Annotated in this window: 27 protein-coding genes; 6 read left to right on the forward strand and 21 right to left on the reverse strand. The window is 69.6% G+C overall.

All coding sequences use genetic code 11. The features are described from left to right. Positions 1–17: 17 nt before the first annotated feature. The 3 genes from dnaG to dusB are packed head-to-tail and all read right to left on the reverse strand — an operon-like array spanning position 18 to position 4,415. Positions 18–1,886, reverse strand: coding sequence for a DNA primase (gene dnaG, locus AB0310_RS05725; protein ID WP_187661646.1), 1,869 nt, complete (start codon positions 1,884–1,886; stop codon positions 18–20). Next, a complete protein-coding gene (locus tag AB0310_RS05730; RefSeq protein WP_187661647.1) occupies positions 1,886–3,271 on the reverse strand; it encodes a deoxyguanosinetriphosphate triphosphohydrolase in 1,386 nt (461 codons plus the stop codon). Before AB0310_RS05730 ends, dnaG begins: the two co-directional genes overlap by 1 nt. Next, positions 3,261–4,415, reverse strand: coding sequence for a tRNA dihydrouridine synthase DusB (gene dusB, locus AB0310_RS05735; RefSeq protein ID WP_366236747.1), 1,155 nt, complete (start codon positions 4,413–4,415; stop codon positions 3,261–3,263). The genes AB0310_RS05730 and dusB overlap by 11 nt, the downstream gene beginning before the upstream one ends. 59 nt (positions 4,416–4,474) lie before the next feature. Between dusB and AB0310_RS05740 the strand changes: the two genes are divergently transcribed. Together AB0310_RS05740 and AB0310_RS05745 are read left to right on the forward strand one after the other, a co-directional pair. Next, the gene (locus AB0310_RS05740) at positions 4,475–4,969 is read left to right on the forward strand and encodes a glutathione peroxidase (RefSeq protein WP_187661649.1); all 495 of its coding nucleotides are present in this window, start codon (positions 4,475–4,477) and stop codon (positions 4,967–4,969) included. A 147-nt stretch (positions 4,970–5,116) separates the two neighbouring features. Next, complete coding sequence (locus AB0310_RS05745; RefSeq protein ID WP_187661650.1) at positions 5,117–6,313, forward strand: metallophosphoesterase family protein; 1,197 nt, start codon at positions 5,117–5,119, stop codon at positions 6,311–6,313. Between the two features lie 64 nt (positions 6,314–6,377). On the opposite strand, the gene AB0310_RS05750 is transcribed toward AB0310_RS05745, so the two are convergent. Then, the gene (locus AB0310_RS05750) at positions 6,378–7,052 is read right to left on the reverse strand and encodes a DsbA family oxidoreductase (RefSeq protein WP_259952229.1); all 675 of its coding nucleotides are present in this window, start codon (positions 7,050–7,052) and stop codon (positions 6,378–6,380) included. A 52-nt stretch (positions 7,053–7,104) separates the two neighbouring features. On the opposite strand from AB0310_RS05750, the gene AB0310_RS05755 reads away from it, so the two are divergent. Continuing rightward, positions 7,105–7,713 (forward strand): P-loop NTPase family protein, encoded by a 609-nt coding sequence (locus AB0310_RS05755; protein ID WP_366236748.1) that lies wholly within the window; start codon positions 7,105–7,107, stop codon positions 7,711–7,713. Here AB0310_RS05755 and AB0310_RS05760 read toward each other — a convergent pair. Both AB0310_RS05760 and recO read right to left on the reverse strand, forming a co-directional pair. Beyond that, a complete protein-coding gene (locus tag AB0310_RS05760; RefSeq protein ID WP_336502320.1) occupies positions 7,656–8,456 on the reverse strand; it encodes an isoprenyl transferase in 801 nt (266 codons plus the stop codon). The two genes, AB0310_RS05755 and AB0310_RS05760, sit on opposite strands and share 58 nt — an antisense overlap. Continuing rightward, a complete protein-coding gene (gene recO / locus AB0310_RS05765; protein WP_315637665.1) occupies positions 8,453–9,196 on the reverse strand; it encodes a DNA repair protein RecO in 744 nt (247 codons plus the stop codon). The genes AB0310_RS05760 and recO overlap by 4 nt, the downstream gene beginning before the upstream one ends. A gap of 34 nt (positions 9,197–9,230) precedes the next feature. Here recO and AB0310_RS05770 point away from each other — a divergent pair, with 34 nt between their 5' ends. Continuing rightward, positions 9,231–9,923: a trimeric intracellular cation channel family protein gene (locus AB0310_RS05770; RefSeq protein WP_187661654.1), complete on the forward strand. Its 693-nt coding sequence runs from the start codon at positions 9,231–9,233 to the stop codon at positions 9,921–9,923. Positions 9,924–9,989: 66 nt separating this feature from the next. Here AB0310_RS05770 and AB0310_RS05775 read toward each other — a convergent pair whose 3' ends face one another. Next, on the reverse strand, positions 9,990–10,703 hold the full coding sequence (locus AB0310_RS05775; protein ID WP_187661655.1) for a TetR/AcrR family transcriptional regulator: 714 nt from the start codon (positions 10,701–10,703) through the stop codon (positions 9,990–9,992). 66 nt (positions 10,704–10,769) lie between these two features. Between AB0310_RS05775 and AB0310_RS05780 the strand changes: the two genes are divergently transcribed. Further along, complete coding sequence (locus AB0310_RS05780) at positions 10,770–11,150, forward strand: VOC family protein (protein WP_366236749.1); 381 nt, start codon at positions 10,770–10,772, stop codon at positions 11,148–11,150. 73 nt (positions 11,151–11,223) lie between these two features. Here AB0310_RS05780 and leuA read toward each other — a convergent pair whose 3' ends face one another. Beyond that, the gene (gene leuA, locus AB0310_RS05785; RefSeq protein ID WP_366236750.1) at positions 11,224–12,978 is read right to left on the reverse strand and encodes a 2-isopropylmalate synthase; all 1,755 of its coding nucleotides are present in this window, start codon (positions 12,976–12,978) and stop codon (positions 11,224–11,226) included. Positions 12,979–13,170: 192 nt separating this feature from the next. Between leuA and AB0310_RS05790 the strand changes: the two genes are divergently transcribed. Then, positions 13,171–13,818 (forward strand): hypothetical protein, encoded by a 648-nt coding sequence (locus AB0310_RS05790; RefSeq protein ID WP_366236751.1) that lies wholly within the window; start codon positions 13,171–13,173, stop codon positions 13,816–13,818. On the opposite strand, the gene AB0310_RS05795 is transcribed toward AB0310_RS05790, so the two are convergent. The 13 genes from AB0310_RS05795 to hrcA form a co-directional block, all read right to left on the reverse strand. Further along, on the reverse strand, positions 13,815–14,756 hold the full coding sequence (locus AB0310_RS05795; RefSeq protein WP_366236752.1) for a quinone oxidoreductase family protein: 942 nt from the start codon (positions 14,754–14,756) through the stop codon (positions 13,815–13,817). The two genes, AB0310_RS05790 and AB0310_RS05795, sit on opposite strands and share 4 nt — an antisense overlap. A gap of 26 nt (positions 14,757–14,782) precedes the next feature. Then, positions 14,783–15,220: a hypothetical protein gene (locus tag AB0310_RS05800; RefSeq protein WP_366236753.1), complete on the reverse strand. Its 438-nt coding sequence runs from the start codon at positions 15,218–15,220 to the stop codon at positions 14,783–14,785. 216 nt (positions 15,221–15,436) lie between these two features. Beyond that, complete coding sequence (locus AB0310_RS05805; RefSeq protein ID WP_366236754.1) at positions 15,437–15,913, reverse strand: hypothetical protein; 477 nt, start codon at positions 15,911–15,913, stop codon at positions 15,437–15,439. After that, positions 15,910–16,890, reverse strand: coding sequence for a hypothetical protein (locus AB0310_RS05810; protein WP_187661661.1), 981 nt, complete (start codon positions 16,888–16,890; stop codon positions 15,910–15,912). The genes AB0310_RS05805 and AB0310_RS05810 overlap by 4 nt, the downstream gene beginning before the upstream one ends. Beyond that, on the reverse strand, positions 16,890–17,411 hold the full coding sequence (locus tag AB0310_RS05815) for an RNA polymerase sigma factor (protein ID WP_366236755.1): 522 nt from the start codon (positions 17,409–17,411) through the stop codon (positions 16,890–16,892). Before AB0310_RS05815 ends, AB0310_RS05810 begins: the two co-directional genes overlap by 1 nt. Positions 17,412–17,465: 54 nt before the next feature. Continuing rightward, positions 17,466–18,362, reverse strand: coding sequence for a GTPase Era (gene era, locus AB0310_RS05820; RefSeq protein WP_187661663.1), 897 nt, complete (start codon positions 18,360–18,362; stop codon positions 17,466–17,468). After that, a complete protein-coding gene (locus tag AB0310_RS05825; protein ID WP_187661664.1) occupies positions 18,355–19,647 on the reverse strand; it encodes a hemolysin family protein in 1,293 nt (430 codons plus the stop codon). The genes era and AB0310_RS05825 overlap by 8 nt, the downstream gene beginning before the upstream one ends. After that, a complete protein-coding gene (ybeY, locus tag AB0310_RS05830) occupies positions 19,644–20,105 on the reverse strand; it encodes an rRNA maturation RNase YbeY (RefSeq protein ID WP_025103688.1) in 462 nt (153 codons plus the stop codon). Before ybeY ends, AB0310_RS05825 begins: the two co-directional genes overlap by 4 nt. Next, positions 20,102–21,127, reverse strand: a complete 1,026-nt coding sequence (locus AB0310_RS05835) for a PhoH family protein (protein WP_232089241.1) — start codon at positions 21,125–21,127, stop codon at positions 20,102–20,104. The genes ybeY and AB0310_RS05835 overlap by 4 nt, the downstream gene beginning before the upstream one ends. Before the next feature lie 46 nt (positions 21,128–21,173). After that, positions 21,174–21,521, reverse strand: a complete 348-nt coding sequence (locus AB0310_RS05840) for an HIT domain-containing protein (RefSeq protein ID WP_101845350.1) — start codon at positions 21,519–21,521, stop codon at positions 21,174–21,176. Positions 21,522–21,558: 37 nt separating this feature from the next. Further along, positions 21,559–22,287, reverse strand: a complete 729-nt coding sequence (locus tag AB0310_RS05845) for a 16S rRNA (uracil(1498)-N(3))-methyltransferase (protein WP_366236756.1) — start codon at positions 22,285–22,287, stop codon at positions 21,559–21,561. Between the two features lie 2 nt (positions 22,288–22,289). Beyond that, a complete protein-coding gene (gene dnaJ, locus AB0310_RS05850) occupies positions 22,290–23,402 on the reverse strand; it encodes a molecular chaperone DnaJ (protein ID WP_060922189.1) in 1,113 nt (370 codons plus the stop codon). A gap of 36 nt (positions 23,403–23,438) precedes the next feature. After that, positions 23,439–24,470 (reverse strand): heat-inducible transcriptional repressor HrcA, encoded by a 1,032-nt coding sequence (gene hrcA, locus AB0310_RS05855; protein ID WP_259952211.1) that lies wholly within the window; start codon positions 24,468–24,470, stop codon positions 23,439–23,441. Between the last annotated feature and the right edge of the window lie 33 nt (positions 24,471–24,503).

The raw sequence follows: 24,503 nt of genomic DNA on the forward strand, positions 1-24,503 counted from the left end.
GTCCGGGACCGTTCCGGTTACGACTCGGCGAAAAAGCGTTGGCGCTCCACGTCGATGTCCCGCAGCCGCACCCGCAGCGCGCGCCCGCCGTCGGAGTCCGCAGGGACGCGCTGGACCGCGCCCAGCAGCTCCTGCTTCTCGTGCTCGAGCTGCCGCAGCACCAGGCGTCGCGCGAGATCGGTCGCGGAGGCCACCGCTCCGGCCTCATCCCGTGCCGGGAACGGCGTCATCAACAGCTCGCCGGCGAGGGAGCGGTAGGGCTCGCGCACACTGTTCACCGCGTCCGTCACCCATCCGGGGCGGCTGCGGTCGGGCGCGGCCGCGACCGCCTCGCGCACCGCGTCGAGGCCGGGTGTGCGGAACGGCTCGGCGAGAGCCCGGGTCAGCAGCGCCGCATCGACCTGGTGTCCGTACTGCAGAGCCCCCATGAGCGCGTCGCGCTCCACGGCGACGTCGGGTGAGCGGGGCAGGCTGGCCAGTGTGACCGCAGCGACCACGGGAGCGCCCGTGGACGGGTCGACCCGCGGCGTGCTCTCTCGGCGCGTCTGGGGCGCGGCGGACTGCGCCCCACGGGCGGCACGCTCCACCTCCCCGTGCACCTCGGTCGGGTCCATGCCGAGCCGGCGCGCCAGCACCCGCTCGTACCCGGGGCGCAGCAGCCGGTCGCGGATCTCCGCGACGATGGGGGCCGCGGCACGGAGAGCACCGACCCTGCCCTCGACGGTGGCGAGATCGAAGCCGGCGAGCTTGCGGTCGATCGCGAACTCGAACATGGGCTGCTTCGCGTCCATGAGGCCGCGCACCGCCGCGTCGCCGCGCTGCAGCCGGAGGTCGCACGGATCGAGGCCGTCGGGCGCGACCGCGACGAAGGTCTGGGCGTTGAACTTGTCGTCTTCCGTGAACGCCCGCAGTGCGGCCTTCTGTCCCGCCTCGTCGCCGTCGAACGTGAACACGACCTCACCGGACGCGTTGTCATCGCCCATCACCCGCCGGAGCACCTTGATGTGCTCGGCGCCGAACGCCGTCCCACAGGTCGCGACCGCGGTCGTCAGGCCCGCGAGGTGACAGGCCATCACGTCGGTGTACCCCTCGACGACGACGACCCGGCGGGGGTCGCCGCGCGCGATGTCGCGCTTGGCGAGGTCGAGCCCGTAGAGGACCTGGGCCTTCTTGTAGATCGGTGTCTCGGGGGTGTTGAGGTACTTGGGGCCCTGATCGTCGTCGAAGAGCTTGCGGGCGCCGAAGCCGATCGTCTGCCCCGACACATCCCGGATCGGCCACACCAGGCGCCCCCGGAACCGGTCGTACACGCCGCGCTGTCCCGTCGAGACGAGGCCCGCGGTGCTCAGCTCCTCCCGCGTGAATCCCTGGGAGGTCAGCGCCTTGAGCATGCCGTCCCAGCCACGCGGGGCGAAGCCGACGCCGAAGTGCGCCGCCGCGCCCGCGTCGAAACCGCGCTCCCCGAGGAATCGGCGGGCGGCCTCGGCATCGGGCGACAGCAGCTGGGAGCGGAAGAACTCCGCGGCGGCCGTATTCGCCGCGTAGAGCCGGCTGCGGCCGCTCGTCTCCGGCGCCGCGCCCCCGTCCTCATAGTGCAGTGTGTAGCCGATGCGGCCCGCGAGCCGCTCGACCGCCTCCGTGAAGCTGACGTGATCCATCGCTCGGAGGAAGGAGTAGACGTCGCCCGACTCCCCGCATCCGAAGCAGTGGTAGTAGCCGACCTGCTGGCGGACGTGGAAGCTGGGACTCTTCTCGTCGTGGAACGGGCACAGGCCCTTGAGGGAGCCGACCCCCGCGGACTTGAGCGCGACCCGCTCCCCCACGATGTCGGCGATGTTGGTGCGGGCCTTGACCTCGTCGACGTCGGCCTGACGGATGCGGGGCATCAGCGCGCGCCTTCTGCGACGGGCCGCCTCTCGACAGGCGTGCGCGCGCCGGGGCGCGCATGACGCGGCGTCCAGATGCCGACCTCCGCCGGGTCGATCTCCCCGACCAGCCGGTTGTGCCAGTCGATCGCGCTCTGATCGGTCAGGCTCGCGATCTGATCGACGACCACCCGCGCCCGCTCCGCATCGCTCTCCGCCGCGACGAAGTCGGCAGCGAACGCCGGCTCCAGCACGTCGGCGCCGGCAGACCACAGGGTGTCGGTGGACCACAGGGCGTCGGCCAGCCGCTTGAGGACCCGCCGCTGCTCCTTGTAGACACCCTTCCTGGCGTCGATCGTGACGATCGCCTGACCCATGATCCCCTTGAGCACCGCGATCTCGACCTCGACCACGCGCGGCACGATGACATGCGCGTTGTAGCGGACCAGCCGCGTGCCTCCGAACGCCTCGCGCGTGGCGGAGACCGCCGCCCGTGCGAACCGGCCGATGAGGTCGCTGGTGAGGTTCTTGAGCCGCGCGAGATCCTGTCGGGAGCGGTCGAAGGACGCCAGCCACATCGGCTGCGAGGCGAGCCGGTAGAGCGCATCGGCGAGCTCATCACGCGTGAAGTCGTAACCGACCCACTGCTGGATCCGGCTGAGCAGGGCCTCGTGGGCAGCGGGATCGGCGAGCTGCGCGACGTCGACGTAGCCGTTGACGATCGCGTCCTCGAAGTCGTGCACCGAGTAGGCGATGTCGTCGGAGAGGTCCATGATCTCGGCCTCGATGCAGCGCAGCCGCCCCGGCGCTCCGTCGCGCATCCAGCGGAACACGGCCTCGTCCTCCGGGTACACGCCGAACTTGAGCCGGCCCCCCGGGTCGGGGACGGGACTGTCGACCGTCCACGGGTACTTGCAGGTCGCGTCGAGCGTCGCCCGCGTGAGGTTCAGACCGACGGAGGAGCCGCCCCCGTCGAGCACCTTCGCCTCCAGACGCGTGAGGATGCGCAGCGATTGGGCGTTGCCCTCGAAGCCGCCGATGGCCTCAGCCCATTCGTTCAGCGCCCGCTCGCCGTTGTGACCGAACGGCGGGTGACCGAGGTCGTGGCTCAGGCACGCGGTGTCGACCACGTCCGCCGAGACCCCGAGGGCGGCGGCGAGCTCCCGGCCGACCTGGGCGACCTCGAGCGAGTGCGTCAGGCGGTTGCGAGCGAAGTCGGCCGTGCTGGCGGGGCTGAGCACCTGGGTCTTCGCGGCGAGCCGTCGGAGCGCGGCCGAGTGCAGCACCCTGGCACGGTCGCGGGCGAAATCGTCCCGCTCCGAGCGATGGGTCTCCGCGAAGAAGCGCTCCGCGTCGCGCGCGTCATAGCCGTCGGCGCGTGCGCCGACCCGGGGGTCATCCGCCACTGTTCTCGATCTCCGCTCCACGCATCATCTCCGAGGCCGACGAGGCGAGCTCGCGCGACTCCAGCCACTTCTCCGGAAGAGCGGTCCTCTTCGGGTGCCCCGCGCGTCCGCGCTGCCCTTCGGCGTCCGCACCAGGGTACGGTGCCGCACGGTCGAGCCGTCCGAGGAGGTCGTCGATCTCCTGCAGGCTCGACGCAGTCGCCAGCCCCGTCCGGATGTCGCCGCCGACCGGGTAGCCCTTGAAGTACCAGGAGACGTGCTTGCGGATGTCGCGGCAGCCGCGGTCCTCGTCCTCGAAGAACTCGACGAGCAGCTCCGCGTGCCGGCGGAAGGCGTCGGCGACGAAGCCGAGGGTCGCATCGACCGTCTTGCCCTCTCCGCCGAAGGCGAGGGCGAGCTGCCCGAACAGCCACGGCCGTCCGAGGCATCCGCGGCCGACGACCACGCCGTCGCAGTCGGTCTCCACCATCATCCGCACGGCGTCCTCGGCCGACCAGATGTCGCCGTTGCCGAGCACGGGGATGCTGGTCACCGCCTGCTTGAGCTCGCCGATCGCACTCCAGTCGGCGTGTCCGGAGTAGAACTCGCTCGCGGTGCGCGCGTGCAGGGCGACGGCTGCGGCTCCCGCATCCTCTGCGGCGCGGCCGGCGTCGAGGAAGGTGAGGTGGTCGCGGTCGATGCCCTTGCGCATCTTCACCGTGAGCGGGATGTCGCCGGCGGCCTTCACCGCCTGATCGACGATGTCCGCGAAGAGCTTCGACTTCCACGGCAGGGCCGCCCCGCCGCCCTTCCTGGTCACCTTGGGGACCGGGCAGCCGAAGTTGAGGTCGATGTGGTCGGCGTGGTCTTCCGCGACGATGATGCGGACGGCCTCGGCGATGGTCTTCGGATCGACGCCGTAGAGCTGGATCGAGCGCGGCGTCTCCGACTCGTGGTGCCGGATCAGCCGCATGGTGGTCTCGTTGCGCTCGACGAGGGCGCGCGACGTGATCATCTCGCTGACGTACAGGCCGGCCCCGTACTCCCGGCACAGGCGCCGGAACGCCGTGTTCGTGATCCCGGCCATCGGCGCGAGGACGACCGGCACGTCGAGGTCGATCGGGCCGATGCGGAGCGGGCGGGCGGGGGCGGTGGCGACAGTCATGGCGTGTCCATTCTCCCAGACCCGGAGCCGGTGGGGATGCGGCGACCTAAGCTGTGCATATGACCGATTCCGCGCTCCGTTCCATCCCCTTCACCGACGCCCAGGGGCAGGAGAAGACTCTGGACGATCTGGGTGCCGATGTGGTGCTCGTGGTGAACGTGGCCTCCAAGTGCGGCCTCACCCCGCAGTACGAGCAGCTGGAGGAGCTGCAGCGCCGATTCGGCGACCGCGGCTTCACGGTGGTGGGGTTCCCCTGCAACCAGTTCTTCGGCCAGGAGCCCGGTTCGGTCGACGAGATCCTCGAGTTCTGCTCCACGACCTACGGCGTCTCCTTCCCGGTGAACGACAAGGTCAAGGTCAACGGCAAGAACGCCGCGGAGCTCTACAAGGCACTCAAGGAGACGCCGGACGCGGGTGGCAAGGCCGGCCGCGTCGAGTGGAACTTCGAGAAGTTCCTCGTGCTGCCGGACGGCGACGTGCTGCGCTTCCGTCCCAAGCAGAAGCCCGATGCGCCGGAGATCGTCGAGGCGATCGAGGCCGCTCTCCCCCGCTGAGTCCGGTCGTTCACCTCCACGTCACGTGGGCACCGCTGCCGCGGCGCCGCGGAGACGGGCCGCGTTCACCTTCCGGCCTCCCCGTCGACATCTGACGTCCCTAGTCTCGCGGCGGCGATATCCGCCCGAAGACGAAGGAGACCACGCATGCCCGACCGACTGCCGATCAGCCGGCGAACCGTCCTCACCGCGGGAGCACTCGGTGCACTCGGCACCACCCTCCCCCTCGGCACCGCGCCCGCCGCAGCGGCGACGGTTCCCGCCTCGCCCGGCACCGGACAGCGGCGGAACCTGCGGTTTCGCGCCGACGGCACCTTCAAGGTCGTGCAGTTCAACGACACGCAGGACGACGAGCTCACCGACCGCCGCACCGTCGAGCTGATGGAGAAGGTGCTCGACCAGGAGAAGCCGGACTTCGTGGTCATCAACGGCGACGTGATCACCGGCGGGTGCGAGACGCGGCTGGCCGTGAAGCAGGCGATCAACAACGTCGTCATGCCGATGGAGTCCCGCCGCATCCCATGGGCGGTGACCTATGGCAACCACGACGAGGACTCGCTGCCGCAGTCCGGTGTCGATGAAGCGGGGATGCTGAAGATCTACCGCTCGTACGAGTACAACGTGAACGCCGAGAACACCCGCGGCGTGACGGGCACGAGCAACACGATCGTCACGATCGGCTCCGCTGCGAAGAAGAACCGGGAGGCGTTCGCGCTCTGGCTGATGGACTCGGGCCGGTACGCGCCGGATGCCATCGACGGCCAGGACTTCGCCGGCTACCCCGCGTGGGATTGGCTGCGCATGGACCAGGTGGCGTGGTACCGCGAGCAGTCACAGCGTCTGGAGCAGCGCCGCGGCCGCAAGGTCCCCGGGCTCATGTTCCTGCACATCGCGCTGTGGGAGCACCGCTTCATGTGGTGGGGTGGCGTCGACACCCGCACGGCGGCCGACGCCGCGCGCGGCAAGGCCCGTCACGGCATCGTCGGGGAGCGCAACGAGGACGAATGCCCTGGTCCGTTCAACTCGGGGATGTTCAACGCGATCCTCGAGCGCGGCGACGTGAAGGGCGTGTTCGTCGGACACGATCACATCAACGACTACGTCGGCGACTACTACGGCGTGATGCTCGGATACGCCCCGGGAACCGGCTTCGGCGCGTACGGCCTCTCCGGCGCCGAGCGCAACCGCATGCGTGGGGGCCGGGTCTTCGAGCTGAAGGAGACCGGCGAGGACGTCGCGATCACCACAAGGGTCGTCTACGCCAGGGACCTGGGCATCGACCTGACCGCGAACGATCAGCCGATGAAGCCGCTGCCCCTCGGCCCCCGCCAGCAGCGCATCTGAGGCCAGGCAGCGAAACGGCGGGGACCCCCGACCCGGGGTCCCCGCCGTCGCCTGCCGGAGCGGGTCAGGCCTCGACGGCAGCGCTTCGCTGCGCCCAGAGGTCGCGGATGACGTTCTCGAACGCCGCAGGCGGCTGCGCGCCGCTGATGCCGTACTGACCGTCGACCACGAAGAACGGCACGCCCTGGATCCCGTACGCGCGAGCCTGCGCCTGGTCCTGGCGGACATCGGCGAGGTACTGCTCGCTCTCGAGCGCGGCGCGGGCGCGATCGGCATCGAGGCCGACCTCGGCCGCGAGGGCCACGAGGTCGTCGATGCGCCCCACATGCTTGCCCTCGGTGAAGTACGCGGACATGAGCCGCTCCTCCATCTCGTGCTGGCGCCCCTCGGCCTTCGCGAAGTGCAGCAGCTCGTGCGCCTTCACGGTGTTCGTGTGCTGCAGCAGGTCGAACCGGTACTGCAGGCCCGCGTTCGCGGCGACGTTCGTGACGTTGGCCAGCATCTGCTCGACCTGCGTGCGCGGCATGCCCTTGTGACCGGAGAGGAAGTCGATCTCGTCGCCGTCGAAGTCGACGGGGGTGTCGGGCGAGAGCTCGAACGAGTGGAAGGTGACGGTGACCTGCGGAGCATCGTCATCGGCCGCGACGGCTTCGAGACCCTTCTCGAGGTTGCGCTTGCCGATGTAGCACCAGGGGCAGGCGATGTCGGACCAGATGTCGATGGAGATGGGTTCAGTCACACGATGGTCAACCGCCCGCGCGTCCGACGTATTCCGTCAGTAGAATCCTCGGATGCTCTCCGCCGATGATCCGCTTCCCTTCCGGCCCGAGCGCGTGCTCGTCGCCGGTGTCACCGGCTCGGGGAAGACGACACTCTCCCGGCGACTCGCCGCGCTCTGGGAGCTGCGGCACGTGGAGATCGACGGCCTGTTCCACGGTCCGGAGTGGACCCCGCGGGCGGAGTTCCTCGACGACGTGCGCGCCTTCGCGGCGGACGAGCGCTGGGTGACCGAGTGGCAGTACACGAGCAAGGGCACCGACGAGATCCTGACTCCGAGGGCGCAGCTCGCGGTCTGGCTCGACTACCCGTACCGCGTGGTGCGGTCGCGTCTGATCCGACGCACCCTCAGCCGCAGCATCCTCCGCACCCGGATGTGGAACGGGAACGTCGAAAAGCCGATCTGGCGGATGCTGGGGAGCACGCCGGAGGAGAGCATCCTGGCGTGGCAGACCGCGACGCTCCACAAATGGACCGAGCGCTTCCCCCAGGTGCAGGAGCGCTTCCCGCATCTCACGATCGTGCGGCTGACGCATCCGCGCGAGACGGAGCGCTGGCTGCGGGCTCAGGCCGACGTCGGGGTGTCCACCGCGCCGCCGAAGCGACGGTCGCGGGAGAGGTAGACCCCGATCGCACGCCAGAGCTCCTCGCGGGAGAAGTCCGGCCACAGCGTGTCGAGGAACACCATCTCGGCGTAGGCCGACTGCCACAGCAGGAAGTTCGAGGTGCGCTGCTCTCCCGAGCTGCGCAGGAACAGGTCCACGTCCGGCATGTCCGGCACGTACAGGTGCCGGCGGATCATCTTCTCGCTGATCGCGTTCGGCTTCACCCGCCCGGCCGCGACATCGGCCGCGATCGCCCGCATCGCGTCGACAAGCTCGATCCGTCCGCCGTAGTTGACGCACATGGTGAGGGTGAGCACGTCGTTGTCGCGGGTGAGCTGCTCGGCATACTGCAGCTCCTTGATGACGCTGCCCCACAGGCGCGGCTTGCGCCCGGCCCACCGGACCCGCACGCCCCACTCGTTGAGCTGATCGCGACGGCGGTGCAGCACATCGCGGTTGTAGCCCATGAGGAAGCGGACCTCCTCCGGCGAACGAGCCCAGTTCTCGGTGGAGAACGCATAGACGGAGAGGTGCTTCACGCCGGCCTGGATCGCGCCGGCGACGACGTCCAGCAGCACCTCCTCCCCTGCCTTGTGCCCCTCGATGCGGTTGAGCCCCCGGCGGTTCGCCCAGCGGCCGTTGCCGTCCATGACGATGGCGACGTGCTCCGGGACGGCGGGGAACGCGGGCGGGTGCACGCCCGTCCAGTCGATCGGCCGGTAGGGCACCGCGTCCTTGTGCGTGTAGGGCTTCGGGCTCACCGTGCTCCTTCTCCGGGGGTGGACGAGACGTGCGCGAGCGAGCGGATGCCGCGCTCCAGGTGCCACTGGGCATACGCCGCGACGAGGCCGGATGCAGCCGCCGTGTCGGCGTGCGGGGCGGCGTCGATGAGGTCCCAATCCCCGCGGATCAGCGCGAGCAGCAGCGTCAGGGTCTTCTCGGCGATCCGGGGGCTCCCGGCGGGCGCGTCGGCACGGCAGACCAGGCCGCCGAGCTGCGCGACGAAGACGGAGTGCGGCCCCGGGGCTCCACAGCGCGCGCAGTCCTCGAGGGACGGCGCCCACCCGGAGAGGGACATGACCCGCAGCAGGTACGAGTCGAGGATGCTGCGCGGGGCGTGCTCGCCGCGGGACAGTGCCCGCAGCCCGCCGACGAGCAGGAGGTACTGCTCCGGGGTGGCCTCGGCGTCGCTGAGCCGATCCGCCGTCTCGACCATGGCGTTCGCGGCGGTGAACCGGTCGTAATGGGCGGCGATGTCCGTGCCATAAGCCCCGAGCGACTCGGCCTGCTGCACGATGTCGAGCGAGCGGCCTTCGTAGAGCTGCACGTCCGCGACCATGAACGGCTCGAGGCGGGAGCCGAACTTCGACGAGGTGCGACGCACACCCTTCGCGACCGCGCGCACCTTCCCGTGCCGCCGGGACAGCATCGTGACGATGCGATCCGCCTCCCCCAGTTTGTGGGTGCGCAGGATCACCGCTTCGTCTCGGTAGGTGGGCACCCTTCGATTATCCTCCGTGCGCGACAATGGACGCGTGACCGAACCGCTCTTCACCATTCCGCTGTGGGCGGACCTCCTCGGCGTCGGCCTCGGCGGAGTGCAGGGCGCGATGTTCGCCGCCGGGTTCCAAGGACAGCGTCGGCTCGACTGGCTGGGCGTCGCGATCATCGGGATCATGATCGGCATGGGTGGCGGTCTCATCCGCGACATCCTGCTCGGGCAGACTCCCGCGACGCTGCAGAACCAGTGGTACCTGGTCACGGCCGCGGGTGCCGCGCTGCTCGGCATGCTCCTGGCCGGACTCTTCACGCGACTCAACACCGCGATCGTCGTGCTCGACGCCGTGGTGATCGGCATGTTCGGCGCCTTCGGAACGAGCAAGGCCCTCGCCTTCGGCATCCCCGAAGTACCCGCGGTCTTCATCGGCGTGTGCGCCGCGGTCGGCGGGAGCGTCCTCCGCGACATGCTCATGGGGCTGCCGACCGCCATCATGCACGTCGGCTCCCTGTACGCGGTGGCCGCCGCGGCCGGCTGCACGTTCATCGTCGCCGCGAACGCGGTCGGCATGCCGATCCCGCTCGCGGCGGTCATCGGCATCGTCGTGACGGCTGTGATCCGCATCCTCGCCGTGACGTTCGACGTCTCGCTTCCGGAGCAGCGCCGTCTGTACCGCCGCAAGGTCGCCGCGGAGACCGGCGCCATCGCGATCGTGAAGCCCCAGGACTGACTTCGAGTCGCGCGATTGACTCCATCCCGCAGCCGGATACGACCAATCGCGCGATTCGAAGGAGGGTCAGGTGCCTGCGAGCCCGTCGATCACGCGCGCGAGACCGAAGTCCCAGGCGGCTCGAGCGTCGTAGGGGGCGCCCATCGACTCCCCGGCAGCCTGACCCACTGACCGGGCGAGCGGCATCCCGTCACCGAGATAGGCCGCCAGACGCGGTGCGGCCTCTGCCCACGAGGCCGCGAACGAATCCGCGCTCTCCTCCTCCCGCATGCGTGCTGCCGCGGAGAGAGTGAAGTCGAGCACGAAGCTCAGCGCCGCATCACGATCCACGGCGGTGAGGCCGAGGCCGTCGAAGGCGTGAAGTTCCCGGTCGTACTTGGCGATGGTTCCAGGGCCGAGCGCGACCCGCGGGTCGTGGATGTCGATGAGCCAGGGGTGAGCCCGGAGGAGGCGCAGGTTGTCCTCGGCGACCGCCCGGACCTCCGCGCGCCACCCGGACGCCTGCGCAGGCTCGGTGGGCATCCTGGCGTGCATCGCATCCGTCATCAGGACGAGCAGGTCGGCGCGGCTGTTGACATGCGTGTAGATCGACATCGGAGTCAGCTCGAGCCACTGCGCGAGAGACCGGATCGTCACCGCGCCGAGGCCCTCGGCGTCAGCCAGCGCCACGGCACGATCCACGACGTCATCCGTCGAGTGGCGCGCCTTCGGACCGCGCTGCCGAGCCACGGGAGCCGCGGGGCTGTGCCGCCAGAGCAGATCGACGAGATTCCTGGTCATCGGGAATAGCCTAGACCGCTCCAGACTTAACCCTGTACGCTGTACAGACTTTCGGAATGGAGCATCGTGAACATCACTCAGACCGCCCTCTCGCTCAACGTCCCCGACGTGGCGGCCTCCGCCGCCTTCGCCATGACGCATTTCGGCTTCGAGGAGGCGATGTCCGCGGAGGGCTTCGTCTCGTTGCAGCACCCGGGACCCGTCCCGAACGTCATCTTCCTCGAGACCGGGCTCCCGACGTTCCGTCCGGAGGAGATCGCCGGATCCGCCGGTCAAGGCACCCTGATCGTCTTCGTCGTCGACGAGATCGACCGGGAGTTCGCCCGCATCGCCGCCGCGGGTGCGCGGGTGGTCACCGCTCCCGAGACCGAGCCATGGGGCGAACGATACTGCCAGTTCGCCGATCCCAACGGCCTCATCTGGCAGCTGGTGCAGTGGGTGGACTGACCCCCTCCTTCGAATCGCGCGATTGGTCCCATCCGGCGGCCGGATACGACCAATCGCGCGATTCGAAGGAAGATCAGACGGCGGTCAGCTCCTGCTGACGGCTGCGGATCGAGCGGTTCACGCCGGACACGATCGCCTTGAGCGACGCGGTCGAGATGTCGCCGTCGATGCCGACTCCCCACAGGCGCTGGTCGCCGACCTGCAGCTCGACGCAGGCCGCGGCCTGCGCGTCGCCGCCGGCGCTGAGAGCGTGCTCGACGTAGTCGTAGACCGTGATGTCGAAGCCCTGGCCCCGGAGCACCTCGACGAACGCCGCGACCGGACCGTTGCCGTTGCCAGACACCGAGACCTCCTGATCGTCGTCCCGCAGCACGACATCGAGCACCACGTCACCGGACATGTCGCTCCTGGTCTGCGTGGCGAGCAGCTCGAACCGCCCCCACTTGGCCTCGGTGTCGGCGGCGGGCAGGTATTCGTCCGTGAAGATCGACCAGATCTGCTCGCTGGTGACCTCTCCGCCCTCGGCATCCGTCTTGGCCTGCACGACCCCGGAGAACTCGATCTGGAGCTTGCGCGGCAGGTCGATCGCGTAGTCGGACTTGAGCAGGTACGCGACCCCGCCCTTGCCCGACTGGGAGTTCACGCGGATGACGGCCTCGTACGAGCGGCCGAGGTCCTTCGGATCGACGGGCAGGTACGGCACGGCCCACTCGATCTCGTCGACCGTCACGCCCTGCGCCTCGGCCTTGGCGGCCATGGCCTCGAAGCCCTTCTTGATGGCGTCCTGGTGCGAGCCGCTGAACGCCGTGAAGACGAGGTCGCCGGCCCACGGGCTGCGCTCCGGCACCGGCAGCTGGTTGCAGTACTCGACCGTCCGCTTGACCTGATCGATATTGCTGAAGTCGATCTGCGGGTCGATGCCCTGCGTGAACATGTTGATGCCCAGCGCGACGAGGTCGACGTTGCCGGTGCGCTCGCCGTTGCCGAACAGGCAGCCCTCGATACGGTCGGCGCCGGCCATGTAGCCCAGCTCTGCCGCAGCGATCGCGGTGCCGCGGTCGTTGTGCGGGTGCAGCGACAGGATGACGTTCTCGCGGTGGGCGAGGTGACGGCTCATCCACTCGATCGAGTCGGCGTAGATGTTCGGCGTCGCCATCTCCACCGTCGCGGGGAGGTTGATGATCACCTTGCGGTCCGGCGTGGGCTCGAAGATCTCGATGACTTGGTTGCAGACGTCGACGGCGAACTCCAGCTCGGTGCCGGTGTAGCTCTCCGGGGAGTACTCGTAGTACACCTGCGTGTCGGGGATGGTCTTCTCGAACTGGCGGCACAGCCGTGCGCCCTCGAGCGCGATGTCGATGATGCCCTGCTTGTCGGTGCGGAAGACCACCTCGCGCTGCAACACGCTCGTGGAGTTGTAGAGGTGCACGATGGCCTGCTTGGCTCCCGCGATCGCCTCGTAGGTGCGAGCGATCAGGTGCTCGCGCGCCTGCGTCAGGACCTGGATCGTGACGTCGTCCGGGATGACGTTCTCCTCGATGAGCTGGCGCACGAAGTCGAAGTCGGTCTGGCTCGCCGACGGGAAGCCGACCTCGATCTCCTTGTAGCCCATGCTCACGAGCAGCTCGAACATGACGCGCTTGCGCTCGGGTGACATCGGGTCGATAAGGGCCTGGTTGCCGTCGCGGAGGTCGACCGCGCACCAGCGGGGGGCCTCGGTGATGCGGGCGTCGGGCCACGTGCGATCAGGCAGGTGGACGGTGATCTGCTCGTGGAACGGCCGGTACTTGTGGATCGGCATCGCGGACGGGCGCTGAGTGTTCTGCATGATGGGGCTTCTTCTCTTCGTCAAGATGAACGGGCCAACACAAGCGCCGCGACGAGGAAGGCCCTAGCTTTAGGACTCGTCGCGGCAGCTAAGAAGAAGCAGACCGCCGAAAGGCATGTGGTCATGCTAGCAGGGAAGCCGCGGGCGTTTCGACGCCCCGAGACGATGCGAGTGCGCGCGACACTGGTCGGTATGAGCACCTTCCGCGACCGTCCCCTCCTCGCCGTCGGCGTCGTGTCGGCGCTGTTGCTGCTGGCCGGCTGCACCGCGAGCCCAGGAGCATCGTCGCCGCCGACCAGCACGACGGTCCCGTCGGACTCCCGCCTGGAAGAGGCGGAGCCCGCGCCGCCGGAGGGGACCGTGGTCGCCACGGGAACGGTCCTCGACGAATCCGGGGAGGTCCGGCTGTGTCTCGGTGCGATCCGCGAGTCGTATCCGCCGCAGTGCGACGGAGTCGCGCTCGACGAGTGGAGCTGGGACGGTGTGGACGGCAGCGAGGCGTCCGGGGAGACGCGCTGGGGGGCGTACGCGGTCACCGGCACCTGGGACGGCGAGCGGTTCACGGTGACCGCACCGCCCGCCCTCCTCGCGCTCCACGATCCGATGGCTCCGGAGGATCCGACCGACGGCGCGGACGGCGCGAGCACGGCGGATGAGCTCGACCGCGTGCAGAACGACATCGCCGGACGCCTCGGCGCGGACGCGCTCGCCGTGTCGACGGACCGCGGCTACGTGTGGCTCCAGGTCGTCTGGGATGACGGGACGCTGCAGGACGCGGTCGACGCCGAGTACGGCGAGGACGTGGTCATCGTCACGTCCGCGCTCCGCGAGATCGACTAGGCGTCGGTGACCAGCGCGAGCTTGCCGCCCGGGTGCCCTGTGGCGAGGAGCCGGTGCGCGGCCGGCGCCTCGGTGAGCGGGAACGTGCGCGCGAGCGGAACCACCAGGTCGCCGTTCTGCGCCAGGGCGACGAGTTCGCTGCGCACCTCGTCGCGGAATCGTGCACTGTCCGGCATCGACCCCGCGATCGCGAGGAACCCGTCGGCCGATGCCCGCGCGAGGTTCGCGATCGTGACGATGCGGCGGCGATCGGACACCAGGGCGAGGGACACGTCGATCGCCTCGTCGGTGCCCACCGCATCCAGAGCCGCGGCGATCGGTCCGTCGGCCAGCGCTCGTACCCGATCAGCGAGGCCCCGTCCGTAGGCCACCGGGACCCCGCCGAAACGCCGCACCTCGTCGAAGCGTTCGGGGCTGGCGGTGCCGATGACCCGGACGTTCCGGAGCCGCGCCTGCTGCAGCACGCTGACACCGACCGCGCCCGACGCCCCGTGCAGCAAAACCGTCTCCCCCGGCGACGCCCCGGTGACGGCGAGCATCTCCGCGGCCGTCGTGCCGACGAGCAGAAGGTTGGCCGCTTCCGGGTGGGTGAGCGTGGACGGCTTCGCGAACACCTTCGCCGCGGGCACCGTGACCTCGGTCGCGTAACCGCCCCGCACGCGGAACGCCACGACCTCATCGCCGACCTCGGCCTCACCGGAACCGATGCGGGTCGCGGGGCCGATCGCCGCGAGCTCACCCGAGACCTCGTAGCCGATCGGCACCGGGAACTCGAGCCCTGGTCGAGCGGCAGCGACATGTTTCGCGTCGGCCGGATTCACCCCCGCGGCCCGGACGCGGATCGTGACCTCACCCTCGCCCGGCGCCGCGGGCTCGTACTCCCCGAACTCCCACGACTCGGGAGATCCCGCCGCCTTCGCCACCCAGTGCGTCGCCATGATTCCACCCTTCATCCTCGCTTCCATCATGCGCCCGCGGGAGCATGACGGCGCGTTGCGTTCGGCACAGAACCTGCTCCGCCGCAGGGTTCAGTGGTCACCTCCCCGGAGTGGTCGACGTAAGAACCTTCAACGAGGGCCTCGACAGCAACGTCCTTGAACGACATCTCCGCGCGGTGGTCGACCCCGGAGAGTATGACGTACACGGTGACGGGCCCTTCCAGACTCGACACGGGGTACGCGTGGCTGCTGGTCACGGAGAAGTCGGGAAAGGTGTCGGGGAGAATCGGTTCAGCGGGCAGGACGTCCACCGCTCCTCCCTCATCGGCAGTCGCCGAGAAGAGCACGATCTCCTGTTCAACTCCCCATTCTTCACGGAGCGCTGTGGAGATGTAGTCGATCTCCCAGGGCTCGTCGAGGCAATGCACCCACGCGAACTGGTCGTCGACGACCGTCAGTGCCACCGGCTCCAGGAAGACGGGGCGTGTGGGCACGCACCCCGCCGACGCCGCCACACCCAGCACTGTCAGTCCGGTGGCCGCAGCGCGGAGAAAGCCCCGCTTCACTCGAACGGTCCTCCGTCGGCATCGGCTACATGCAGCACGCGACAGCAACGCGGCCACGACTCATCGACCTATCCCTCGATCCGACCTTCTCGCCCGCATCGCCGCTACGCACGCTCAGAGGAAACAGCGGATGTTGGTCGCGGTGCCGGAGACGTTGCTCCACGCGTTGGCGGAGACCGTCGCCAGGACCGTGCTCCCGTTCCGGACCTGCATGTAACCGGAGGTGCGGGCGTTCGCCGCCGACTTCGTCGCGAAGGACGACGGGATCGCGATGGTCGTGCAGCTCCCCCAGCTCAGCATGGCGCCGACGCGATTGAGCTCCCGGTATGCGCAGATGCGGCCGGTCGCACAGTTCCCGACCGCACGCGCCACCGTGCGGACGGTCCCGGTGTTCGAGGTGTACTCCATGTCGAGCTTCGGCCAGACGGCGCTGCCGGCGTCGATCACCACACCACCGGGCACCTCGTCGAGGATGCGCACCATCAACGGGTCGAGCGTCGGCTCCTCAGCGGTGGCCGCGGCGACGGGACCGCCTGCTCCGGTCAGCACCAGCGCCAGTCCGACCACGACGGCGATGCGCAGCCGTGTCATCGCAGCATCTCCTCGTCGATGTCCCACATCCGGTAGTCGACGATCGCCCCCGCGGGGAACACCCCGTCGTCCTTGAGCACCGTCCGTTCGAGACCCACGATGCGGCCGGTGTCGAGCGATACGAGCACGTCGTCACGGACGACGCCGTCCGCGGAGATGACACGGATCCCGGCGACCGGGCGGCCGAGACGATCGGTCGTCGTCCCCAGAGCCTCCGCGCCCCCGGACTCCTCGATCAGAGTCAGCAACTCGGCGTGCTGCGCGTTCGTCAGCGTCCACTGCCCGAAGACGGAGGTGATCGCCGTGACCGCCTCGAACGCGGTCGGCTGCTCGGGCATGTCGAAGGCGACCAGCAGCGCCCGCACGTCCGCGGCGGAATCGCCCGGGACGTCGACGACAGGAGTGACGAACTCGCCCGGAGCGAGGACGACGCGGGATGCCACCTCGCCCGTGCTCTTCACCTCGGCCTGTCCGTTCGCCACCGCATCCGTCGGCGCATACGGCTCACCGTTGATGGCGACGGCCTCTCCCGAGAGGTCTTCCTCCCAGGTGAAGGTCGCGAACTGCGGAACGACCTCGGCCCGTTCGGTGTCGACCTCGACGTTGTACGACCAGAACGCCGTGCGCGTCGAGCGCTCGGGTTCCGCCGGTGGACTGAAGATCTCGAGGTCCGCCTCCGCCGCGGCCACCGTATCGCTCAGCGAGCCGGCCGCCTCGAACACGAGCGGAGACGGCGCTCCCGCGACGGCGGCTCCTTGCGGGAGGAGGACGCCGAAAGCCACCGCGGCGGACGCCGCGACGGCCGTGAGGCCCGCTGCCCAGCCGATCGTCCTCGCACGCCGTCGTCGCGGCGCACGAGCAGATCGGATGATGCGATCACGCGCGGCGATGGCGCGCGCGTCCGGAGGGGCGTCCCGCGGGGTGCGCGCGGGATCGGCCTCGACGAGCACGCGCTCGAGCAGAGCATTGTCACTCATCACGCATTCCCCGTCCCCTCCAGTCCCAGCGTCTCTCGCAGCCGATCCTCGGCACGAGCCAACGTCTTCCGTACCCGGGACTCAGAAGTGCGCAGCAGCTCCGCGATCTCCCCCACCGCGAGTCCATCCCAGTACGTGAGCATGATGATACGCCGTTGCAGCGGAGTGAGGACACCCAAAGCCCTGAGCACTTCGCGGCGTCCGAATCCGCCGAGGGTCTCGGGGTCGCCGGAGAGCCCTGAGTGCACGGCGTCGATCGCCCCGTGGGCGGTGGATGAGCGCCGGGACCGCGCGCGCAACCGACGGTCGGTCTCCCGGAGCAGCCAGACCCTCCCCGGGGGCCGCGTCGGTCGGAGTCGCGACCACGCCGCGAGGAAGACCTCCGACACGATCTCGCTCACCTCGTCGTCGTCGGGGACGACGCCCTCGATATGGTGGCGCACCGTCGCCCAGTGCTCGTCGAACACTCGTGTGAAGATCTGGTCCCGCAGCGAGCTCGGGTCTTCGCCGCGGCCGATCATGTCGGTGGGGTCGGCGGTCTGCCCGCCGCCTCCGACGTCCTGCGGGCCTGCATGTCAGAACCCGAGCCGGCCGAGCTGCTTGGGATCGCGCTGCCACTCCTTCGCGACCTTGACGTGGAGCCCGAGGAACACGCGGGTCCCGAGCAGCTCCTCGATCCCCGCGCGGGAGCGGGCACCCACGTCGCGGAGGCGCTTGCCCTTGTGGCCGATGATGATGGCCTTCTGGCTGTCCCGCTCGACCACGATGGAGGCGTGCACGTCGGTGAGGTCGCTGTCCTCGCGCGGGGCGATGTCGTCGACCACGACGGCGATCGAATGCGGGAGCTCATCGCGCACGCCGTCGAGGGCGGCCTCGCGGATGATCTCGGCGATGCGATCCTCCGTCGACTCGTCCGTGGTGACCCCCTCGGGGTAGAGCGCGGGCCCCTCGGGCATGAGCTGCAGGATCTCGTCCGCCAGCACCTCGAGCTGATCGCGCGTCAGCGCCGACAGCGGGATCACGGCGGCCCAGTCCTCGCGGAGGGAGTCCACCTCCATCAGCCGCTCGGTGATCTCATCGCGCCCGGCCGCGTCGGTCTTCGTGACGATGGCGATCTTCTGCGCGCGCGGGTAGCCGTCCAGCGAAGCGGCGATGCGGCGATCGCCGGGACCGACCTTCTCGGTCGCGGGCACGCAGAAGCCGATCACATCGACGTCGCCCAGCACCTGCTCGACGAGGTCGTTCAGCCGCTCGCCCAGGAGCGTGCGCGGCTTGTGGATGCCGGGGGTGTCGACGATGACGAGCTGTCCGTCCGGGCGGTTGAGGATGCCGCGGATCGCTCGACGCGTGGTCTGCGGCTTCTCGCTCGTGATGGCGATCTTCTCGCCGACGAGGGCGTTGGTGAGCGTCGACTTGCCCACGTTCGGCCGTCCGACGAAGGTCACGAACCCGCTCCGGGTGTCTTCAGTCATCGCGCCGTTCTCCTTCATCCTGCACATCTTCGGGCTCTGCTGCCCGCTCCACGAACACCGTCGCGATCCCTCGGCCCCGCCCGCGGGAAGCCCCGCCGGTGAGTACGAGGCCGTGGACGGTGGCCGTCGCACCGGGCTGCGGCACCTGGCCGAGCGTCTTGCCGAGCAGACCGCCGATGGAGTCGACGTCCTCGTCCTCGAGCTCCAGGCCGAACAGATCGCCCACGTCCTCCAGCGAGAGCCGGGAGCTCACGCGATAGCGGCCGTCGCCCAGGTCGACGAACTCGGCGGATACCTGATCGTACTCGTCCGAGATCTCCCCCACGAGCTCCTCGATGAGGTCCTCCAGCGTCACCAGGCCGGAGATGCCGCCGTGCTCGTCGATCACGAGACACACGTGCACCGCGTCGCGCTTCATCTGCTGCAGCAGCGTCTCCGCACGCATCGACTCGGGAACGAACGTGGCGGGCCGAGCGATCGGACGGATCGAGGCGGCGCGCCAGGCGCTGTCGTCGCGGTAGGCGAACTGCACGAGGTCCTTGAGGTAGAGCACCCCGACGACATCGTCGGCCTCATCGTCGACGACCGGCATCCGGGACACGCCGCGGTGCAGGAAGAGCGACATGGCCTCGTCGGTCGTCGCCTCCGCGCCCACGGTGACCATCTCGGTCCGCGGCACCATCACCGCGCGGACGAACTGGTCGGTGAAGTCGAACACCGAGTGGATGAGGTCGCGGTCGTCCTCCTCGATGAGGTCGTTCGAGGCGGCCTCGTCGACCATGCTCAGCAGCTGGTCCTCGCTTGAGAACGAGCTGCGTCCGGTCCCCGGGGTGACGCGGTTGCCCAAGACGACGAGGCCCTGGGCGATCGGCCCGAGAATGATGCGCAATCCCCGGACGACGTTCGCACTCCCCCGGATCATGCTCTCGGCGTGCTGATGCCCGAAGGTCCGCGGACTCGCCCCGACGAGGACGAAGGTGATGCCGGTCATCAGGATGGCGGCGGCGAGCATCGCCCACCAGATGTTCTCGAAGACGATCGTGAACGCCACGGTGACGAGCACGGCAGCCGTCACCTCCGCGAGGACGCGGATGAAGGCGACCGCGTTGACGTGCGCGTCGAGGTCGGCGGCGATCCGCTCCAGCGCCTTCGCGCGGCGGCCCTCGGTCGCCATGTCGGCCAGGCCGGCACGGGAGGTCACGCCGTATGCCGCGTCGATCGCGGCCATGAGGCCGCCGAACGCCACCAGCAGCACGGCGGCGACGAGCAGCAGCAGCTCCGTCATCGCCGGCGACGCTCGGACGCGGCGAAGCCCTGGATGAGCTGCTTCTGCAGACCGAACATCTCCCGCTCCTCATCCGGCTCCGCGTGATCGAAGCCGAGAAGGTGCAGCAGTCCGTGCGTGGTGAGCAGGATGAGCTCGTCCATCAGCGTGTGGCCGGCGGCCTGCGCCTGCGTCTCCGCGACCTGCGGGCAGAGGACGATGTCGCCGAGCAGCCCGGGTGGCGTCGGCCGGTCCTCGGTACCGGGACGGAGCTCGTCCATCGGGAAGCTGAGGACGTCGGTCGGGCCCGGCTCGTCCATCCACTGCACGTGCAGCGCCTCCATGGCCCCTTCGTCGACGAGGACGATGGCGACCTCGGCGTCCGCGCTGACGTGGAGCTGCGCGAGGTTGAAGTCGGTCAGCCGCTGCAGCACGGTCTCGTCGACATCGATCGCCGACTCGTTGTTGATCTCGATCATGAGAGCCCTCGTTTCGGCATGCGATCGCGTGGTCCTGGTCGCTGGGCACCGCGTCGCTCGGCACGGTTGGCGAACTCGTGCGCCTGTTCGCGCTCGGTGCGCTGCGCCACGCGCCGCTCGTCGTACTCGCTGTACGCGTCGACGATGCGACCGACCAGCGAGTGCCGCACCACGTCGTCGCTGGTGAGGCGGGAGAAGTGGATGTCGTCGATGCCGTCGAGCACGCGGGTGACCAGGCGGAGACCGGAGGCTCCCTGCGGGAGGTCGACCTGGGTGATGTCGCCGGTGACGACCATCTTCGTCCCGAACCCGAGACGGGTGAGGAACATCTTCATCTGCTCGGGCGTGGTGTTCTGCGCCTCGTCCAGCACGACGAAGGAGTCGTTGAGCGTGCGCCCCCGCATGTACGCCAGCGGCGCGACCTCGATGGTCCCGGTCGCCATCAGGCGCGGCACGATCTCCGGGTCCATCATCTCGTTGAGCGCGTCGTAGAGCGGCCGCAGGTACGGATCGATCTTGTCGGTGAGCGTGCCGGGGAGGAACCCGAGGCGCTCCCCCGCCTCGACCGCCGGACGCGTGAGGATGATGCGCGTGACCTCCTTGCGCTGCAGCGCCTGGACGGCCTTCGCCATCGCCAGGTAGGTCTTGCCCGTTCCCGCCGGACCGATGCCGAACACGATCGTGTTCTCCTCGATCGCGTCGACGTACTCCTTCTGGCCGAGCGTCTTCGGCCGGATGACCTTGCCGCGCGTGGACAGGATCGCCTCGCCCAGCACCTCGCTGGGACGCGGGCCACCCTCCTGGCGGAGCATGCGCGCAGAGCTGGACACGTCGCTCGGGGCGAGGTCGTGGCCGGCCTTGGTCATCGCGAGCAGCTCGTCGACGAGGTTCTTGGCCTTGGCGACGGCCTCGCGCTCACCCGTGAGCGTGATCTCGTTGCCGCGGACGAGCACCTGCACGTCGCGGTGCTCCCGCTCCAGCATCCGCAGCAGCCGGTCCTGGGGACCGAGCAGCTGCACCATCGCGACACCGTCGGCGTAGAGCCTTTCGGTGACGGTTTCCTGATCGTCAGAAGCCAACGAGCTTGTTCTCCTCGAGGTTGCCGAGCACATGGGCGTGCACGTGGAAGACGGACTGCGCGACACTCGCGCCGTTGTTGAAGATGAGGCGGTACTCGCCGTTGGCGTGCTCCTCGGCGATGCGCTTGGCGGCGGCGACCATCTCCGCCAGCAGCTCGGGATCCCCGGCTGCGAGTGCGGTCACGTCGCGGTACTCCTCGGTCTTCGGGATGACGAGTACATGGAGCGGCGCCTGTGGATCGATGTCGCGGATCGCGAAGACGCGACCGGTGTCGAGCAGGATCTCCCCCGGGATGTCCCCGGTGAGGATGCGCGTGAAGATCGAGGGTTCGCTCATGCTCTCAGCTTACTGGGGGGACGCGGGCCGCGGCCGGTCACCAGCGGCCGAGGGCCACCGAGAGCACGGCGATGGCGGCAGGTCCCGCAGTGGAGGTGCGCAACACGGTGTCGCCGAGCAGGACGCGCTCAGCGCCGGCCGCCGCGAGCTTCTCGAGCTCCTCCGGAGCGATCCCGCCCTCCGGACCCACCACGAGCACGAGGTCACGGTCGTCGGGAACGAGCGTGGAGAGCCGGGCGGGAGCGGTCGGGTCGAGCAGCAGCACCCGCTGCGTCGCCGCGCGCGCCGCAAGCTGTGCGGTCGACTCGGGGGCGGCCACCTCGGGCACCCAGGTCCGGTGCGCCTGCTTGGCCGCCTCGCGGACGATCGTCGCCCAGCGCTCGCGTCCCTTCACCGCCTTCGGCCCCTCCCAGCGCGACACACTCCGGCTCGCCTGCCACGGCACGATCTCGTCGACGCCCAGTTCACATGCCGCCTGCACCGCGAGCTCGTCGCGGTCGCCCTTCGCGAGCGCCTGCACGAGCACGAGACGCGGAGTCGCCGGCTCGTGCTCGACGCGCTCGGCGATCCGGACATCGACGCGCGACGGTGACACCTCCTCGGCGACGCCGGTCAGCCAGACGCCTCGACCGTCGCCGACGGTGACCGTCTCGCCGACGCGCAGCCGCCGGACGACGGCCGCATGCTTGGCCTCGGCGCCCGTCAGTGACACGAGACCGCCCACCGCGGCGTCGCCCGCGGACTCGACGAGGAAGTGCAGCGCCACGATCAGTGAGTACGGAACCGGTCGCGCAGCTTGGAGAACAGGCCCTGCTGGAACTGCGCGAGCTGCGGGCCCGGCGCCTTGTTCTTCTTCGCGAAGTCCTCGATGAGCTTGCGCTGCGCGGAGTCGAGCTTGGTGGGGGTGACCACCTGCACACCGACGCGGAGATCGCCACGCTGGGTGCCGCGCAGCGGCGTGATGCCCCGTCCCTTGATGGTCAGCACGTCGCCGGACTGCACGCCCGCGCGGATCTCCAGGTCGACCTCCCCGTCGAGCCCCTCGATCGAGGTCTCGGTGCCCAGGATGGCGTCGGTCATGGACACCTCGAGCGTGGCGAGCAGGTCGTCGCCGTCCCGGCTGAACGCGGGGTGCGGGTTGACCGTCACCTCGACGTACAGGTCGCCGTTCGGGCCACCGGCGCGTCCGACCTCGCCGGAACCCGGGAGCTGCAGCCGCAGGCCGGTCTCGACGCCCGCCGGGATGTCGAGGGACACCGTGCGGCGCGACCGGACGCGTCCCTGACCGCCGCAGGTGCCGCAGGGGTACGGGATGGTCGTGCCGTAGCCCTCGCAGGTGCCGCAGGGCTGAGAGGTGACGACGTTGCCGAGCAGGCTGCGCACCTGACGCTGCACGTGGCCGGTGCCACCGCAGATGTCGCAGGTGACGGGTGACGTGCCCTCCTGGCAGCACGAGCCCTGACAGGTCTCGCAGAGCACAGCCGTGTCCACCTCGATGTCGCGGTGCGCACCGAAGACCACGTCTCCCAGGTCGAGTGTGACCCGGACGAGGGCATCCTGCCCGCGCTCCCGTCGTGACCGGGGACGAGCGCCGCGCCCGCCGCCCTGGGACGCGCCGAAGAACGTCTCGAAGATGTCGCCGAAGCCGCCGAAGCCGCCGAAGTTGTTCGCGCCGTCACCGCCGCCCATGTCGTAGCGGCGGCGCGACTCCTCGTCGCTGAGCACGTCGTAGGCGTGCGTGACCAGCTTGAACTTCTCTGCGGCCTCCTCGCCCGGGTTCACGTCCGGGTGGAGCTGCCGTGCCAGGCGCCGATACGCCTTCTTGATCTCGTCGGTGGAAGCGTCCCGGGACACCCCGAGAACCTCGTAGTGGTCCGCCACAATCGCCTTTCTGCGCGTGTTTTCCGTGGGGCCGCCTCAGCGGCCGGCCTCGTCGTCGTCGAGCATCCGCGACAGGTAGCGGGCGACCGCCCGTGCCGCTGCGAGGTTGCTCGGATAGTCCATCCGGGTCGGTCCCATGACACCGACCCGCGCGGTCCCCGAGGGTGCCGCGTAGTTGCTGGCCACGATCGACGCCTCGCCGAGCCCGAAGGAGGCGTTCTCGGTGCCGATGCTCGCCGCGAGGCCGTGCTCGTCCGGCACCATCTCGCTCATCAGCCGCAGCAGCGTGACCTGCTCCTCGATGGCCTCGAGGAGGGGATGGATGCTGCCGCGGAAGTCCTGTTCCCGTCGCGCCAGGGTCGCCGCGCCCGCCATCACGAGCCGCTCCTGCCGGAAGCCGCCGAGCTCGTCGATCACGACTCCGGCGACGGCGCGGAGAACGCGGTCCTGGGGGGCCTCCTCCGTGGCGAGGAGTGCCTGCAGGCGGTCGGAAGCCGCCGCGATCGCCTGCCCGGTGATGAGGGCGGACAGTCGAGCGCGCAGCACCGCGAGGTCCGCTTCGTCGATCGTGTCCGGCAGCGCGGTGATCCGCTGTGATACCCCGCCGGCGTCCGTGACCAGGACCGTGAGGAGCCGGTTGGGAGCGAGCGTCACGAGTTCGACGTGCGTCACGTGGGCCCGCGCGAACGACGGGTACTGGGCCAGCGCGACCTGTCCGGTGAGTTGCGTGAGCACGCGGACAGTACGGACCATCAGATCGTCGAGGTCGGCCGGATCGGCGAGGAACGACTCGATGGCCGAGCGCTGCGCGGTGGAGAGCGGTCGGAGCTGGGCGAGGTGATTCACGAACACCCGGTAGCCCTTGTCCGTGGGGACGCGCCCGGACGACGTGTGCGGAGCCGTGATCAGCTCTTCGTCCTCCAGCTGCGCCATGTCGTTGCGGATCGTCGCGGCCGAGACGCCGAAGGAATGGCGGTCGACGATGGAACGGCTGCCCACGGGCTCGTGCGTCTCGACGTAGTCCTGCACGATCGCGCGGAGAACCTGCAGCCCTCGCTCTGTGACCATGGGTTCCCCTTCCCGCCGACCGGGTGCTGGCAC

This window comes from Microbacterium meiriae (assembly GCF_040702565.1).
GTDB lineage: Bacteria > Actinomycetota > Actinomycetes > Actinomycetales > Microbacteriaceae > Microbacterium > Microbacterium meiriae.

What these genes read in the sequence shown, in the direction of transcription:
- AB0310_RS05755 (WP_366236748.1), top strand. Translation starts at nt 7,105, where the DNA reads ATGCTCTCCGCCGATGATCCGCTTCCCTTCCGGCCCGAGCGCGTGCTC.
- AB0310_RS05840 (WP_101845350.1), bottom strand. Translation starts at nt 21,521, where the DNA reads ATGAGCGAACCCTCGATCTTCACGCGCATCCTCACCGGGGACATCCCG.
- AB0310_RS05740 (WP_187661649.1), top strand. Translation starts at nt 4,475, where the DNA reads ATGACCGATTCCGCGCTCCGTTCCATCCCCTTCACCGACGCCCAGGGG.
- AB0310_RS05825 (WP_187661664.1), bottom strand. Translation starts at nt 19,647, where the DNA reads ATGACGGAGCTGCTGCTGCTCGTCGCCGCCGTGCTGCTGGTGGCGTTC.
- AB0310_RS05775 (WP_187661655.1), bottom strand. Translation starts at nt 10,703, where the DNA reads ATGACCAGGAATCTCGTCGATCTGCTCTGGCGGCACAGCCCCGCGGCT.
- AB0310_RS05745 (WP_187661650.1), top strand. Translation starts at nt 5,117, where the DNA reads ATGCCCGACCGACTGCCGATCAGCCGGCGAACCGTCCTCACCGCGGGA.
- hrcA (WP_259952211.1), bottom strand. Translation starts at nt 24,470, where the DNA reads ATGGTCACAGAGCGAGGGCTGCAGGTTCTCCGCGCGATCGTGCAGGAC.
- ybeY (WP_025103688.1), bottom strand. Translation starts at nt 20,105, where the DNA reads ATGATCGAGATCAACAACGAGTCGGCGATCGATGTCGACGAGACCGTG.
- AB0310_RS05805 (WP_366236754.1), bottom strand. Translation starts at nt 15,913, where the DNA reads ATGACACGGCTGCGCATCGCCGTCGTGGTCGGACTGGCGCTGGTGCTG.
- AB0310_RS05790 (WP_366236751.1), top strand. Translation starts at nt 13,171, where the DNA reads ATGAGCACCTTCCGCGACCGTCCCCTCCTCGCCGTCGGCGTCGTGTCG.
- AB0310_RS05835 (WP_232089241.1), bottom strand. Translation starts at nt 21,127, where the DNA reads ATGGTGCAGCTGCTCGGTCCCCAGGACCGGCTGCTGCGGATGCTGGAG.
- AB0310_RS05795 (WP_366236752.1), bottom strand. Translation starts at nt 14,756, where the DNA reads ATGGCGACGCACTGGGTGGCGAAGGCGGCGGGATCTCCCGAGTCGTGG.
- dusB (WP_366236747.1), bottom strand. Translation starts at nt 4,415, where the DNA reads ATGACTGTCGCCACCGCCCCCGCCCGCCCGCTCCGCATCGGCCCGATC.
- leuA (WP_366236750.1), bottom strand. Translation starts at nt 12,978, where the DNA reads ATGCAGAACACTCAGCGCCCGTCCGCGATGCCGATCCACAAGTACCGG.
- AB0310_RS05810 (WP_187661661.1), bottom strand. Translation starts at nt 16,890, where the DNA reads ATGAGTGACAATGCTCTGCTCGAGCGCGTGCTCGTCGAGGCCGATCCC.
- dnaG (WP_187661646.1), bottom strand. Translation starts at nt 1,886, where the DNA reads ATGCCCCGCATCCGTCAGGCCGACGTCGACGAGGTCAAGGCCCGCACC.
- AB0310_RS05815 (WP_366236755.1), bottom strand. Translation starts at nt 17,411, where the DNA reads ATGATCGGCCGCGGCGAAGACCCGAGCTCGCTGCGGGACCAGATCTTC.
- era (WP_187661663.1), bottom strand. Translation starts at nt 18,362, where the DNA reads ATGACTGAAGACACCCGGAGCGGGTTCGTGACCTTCGTCGGACGGCCG.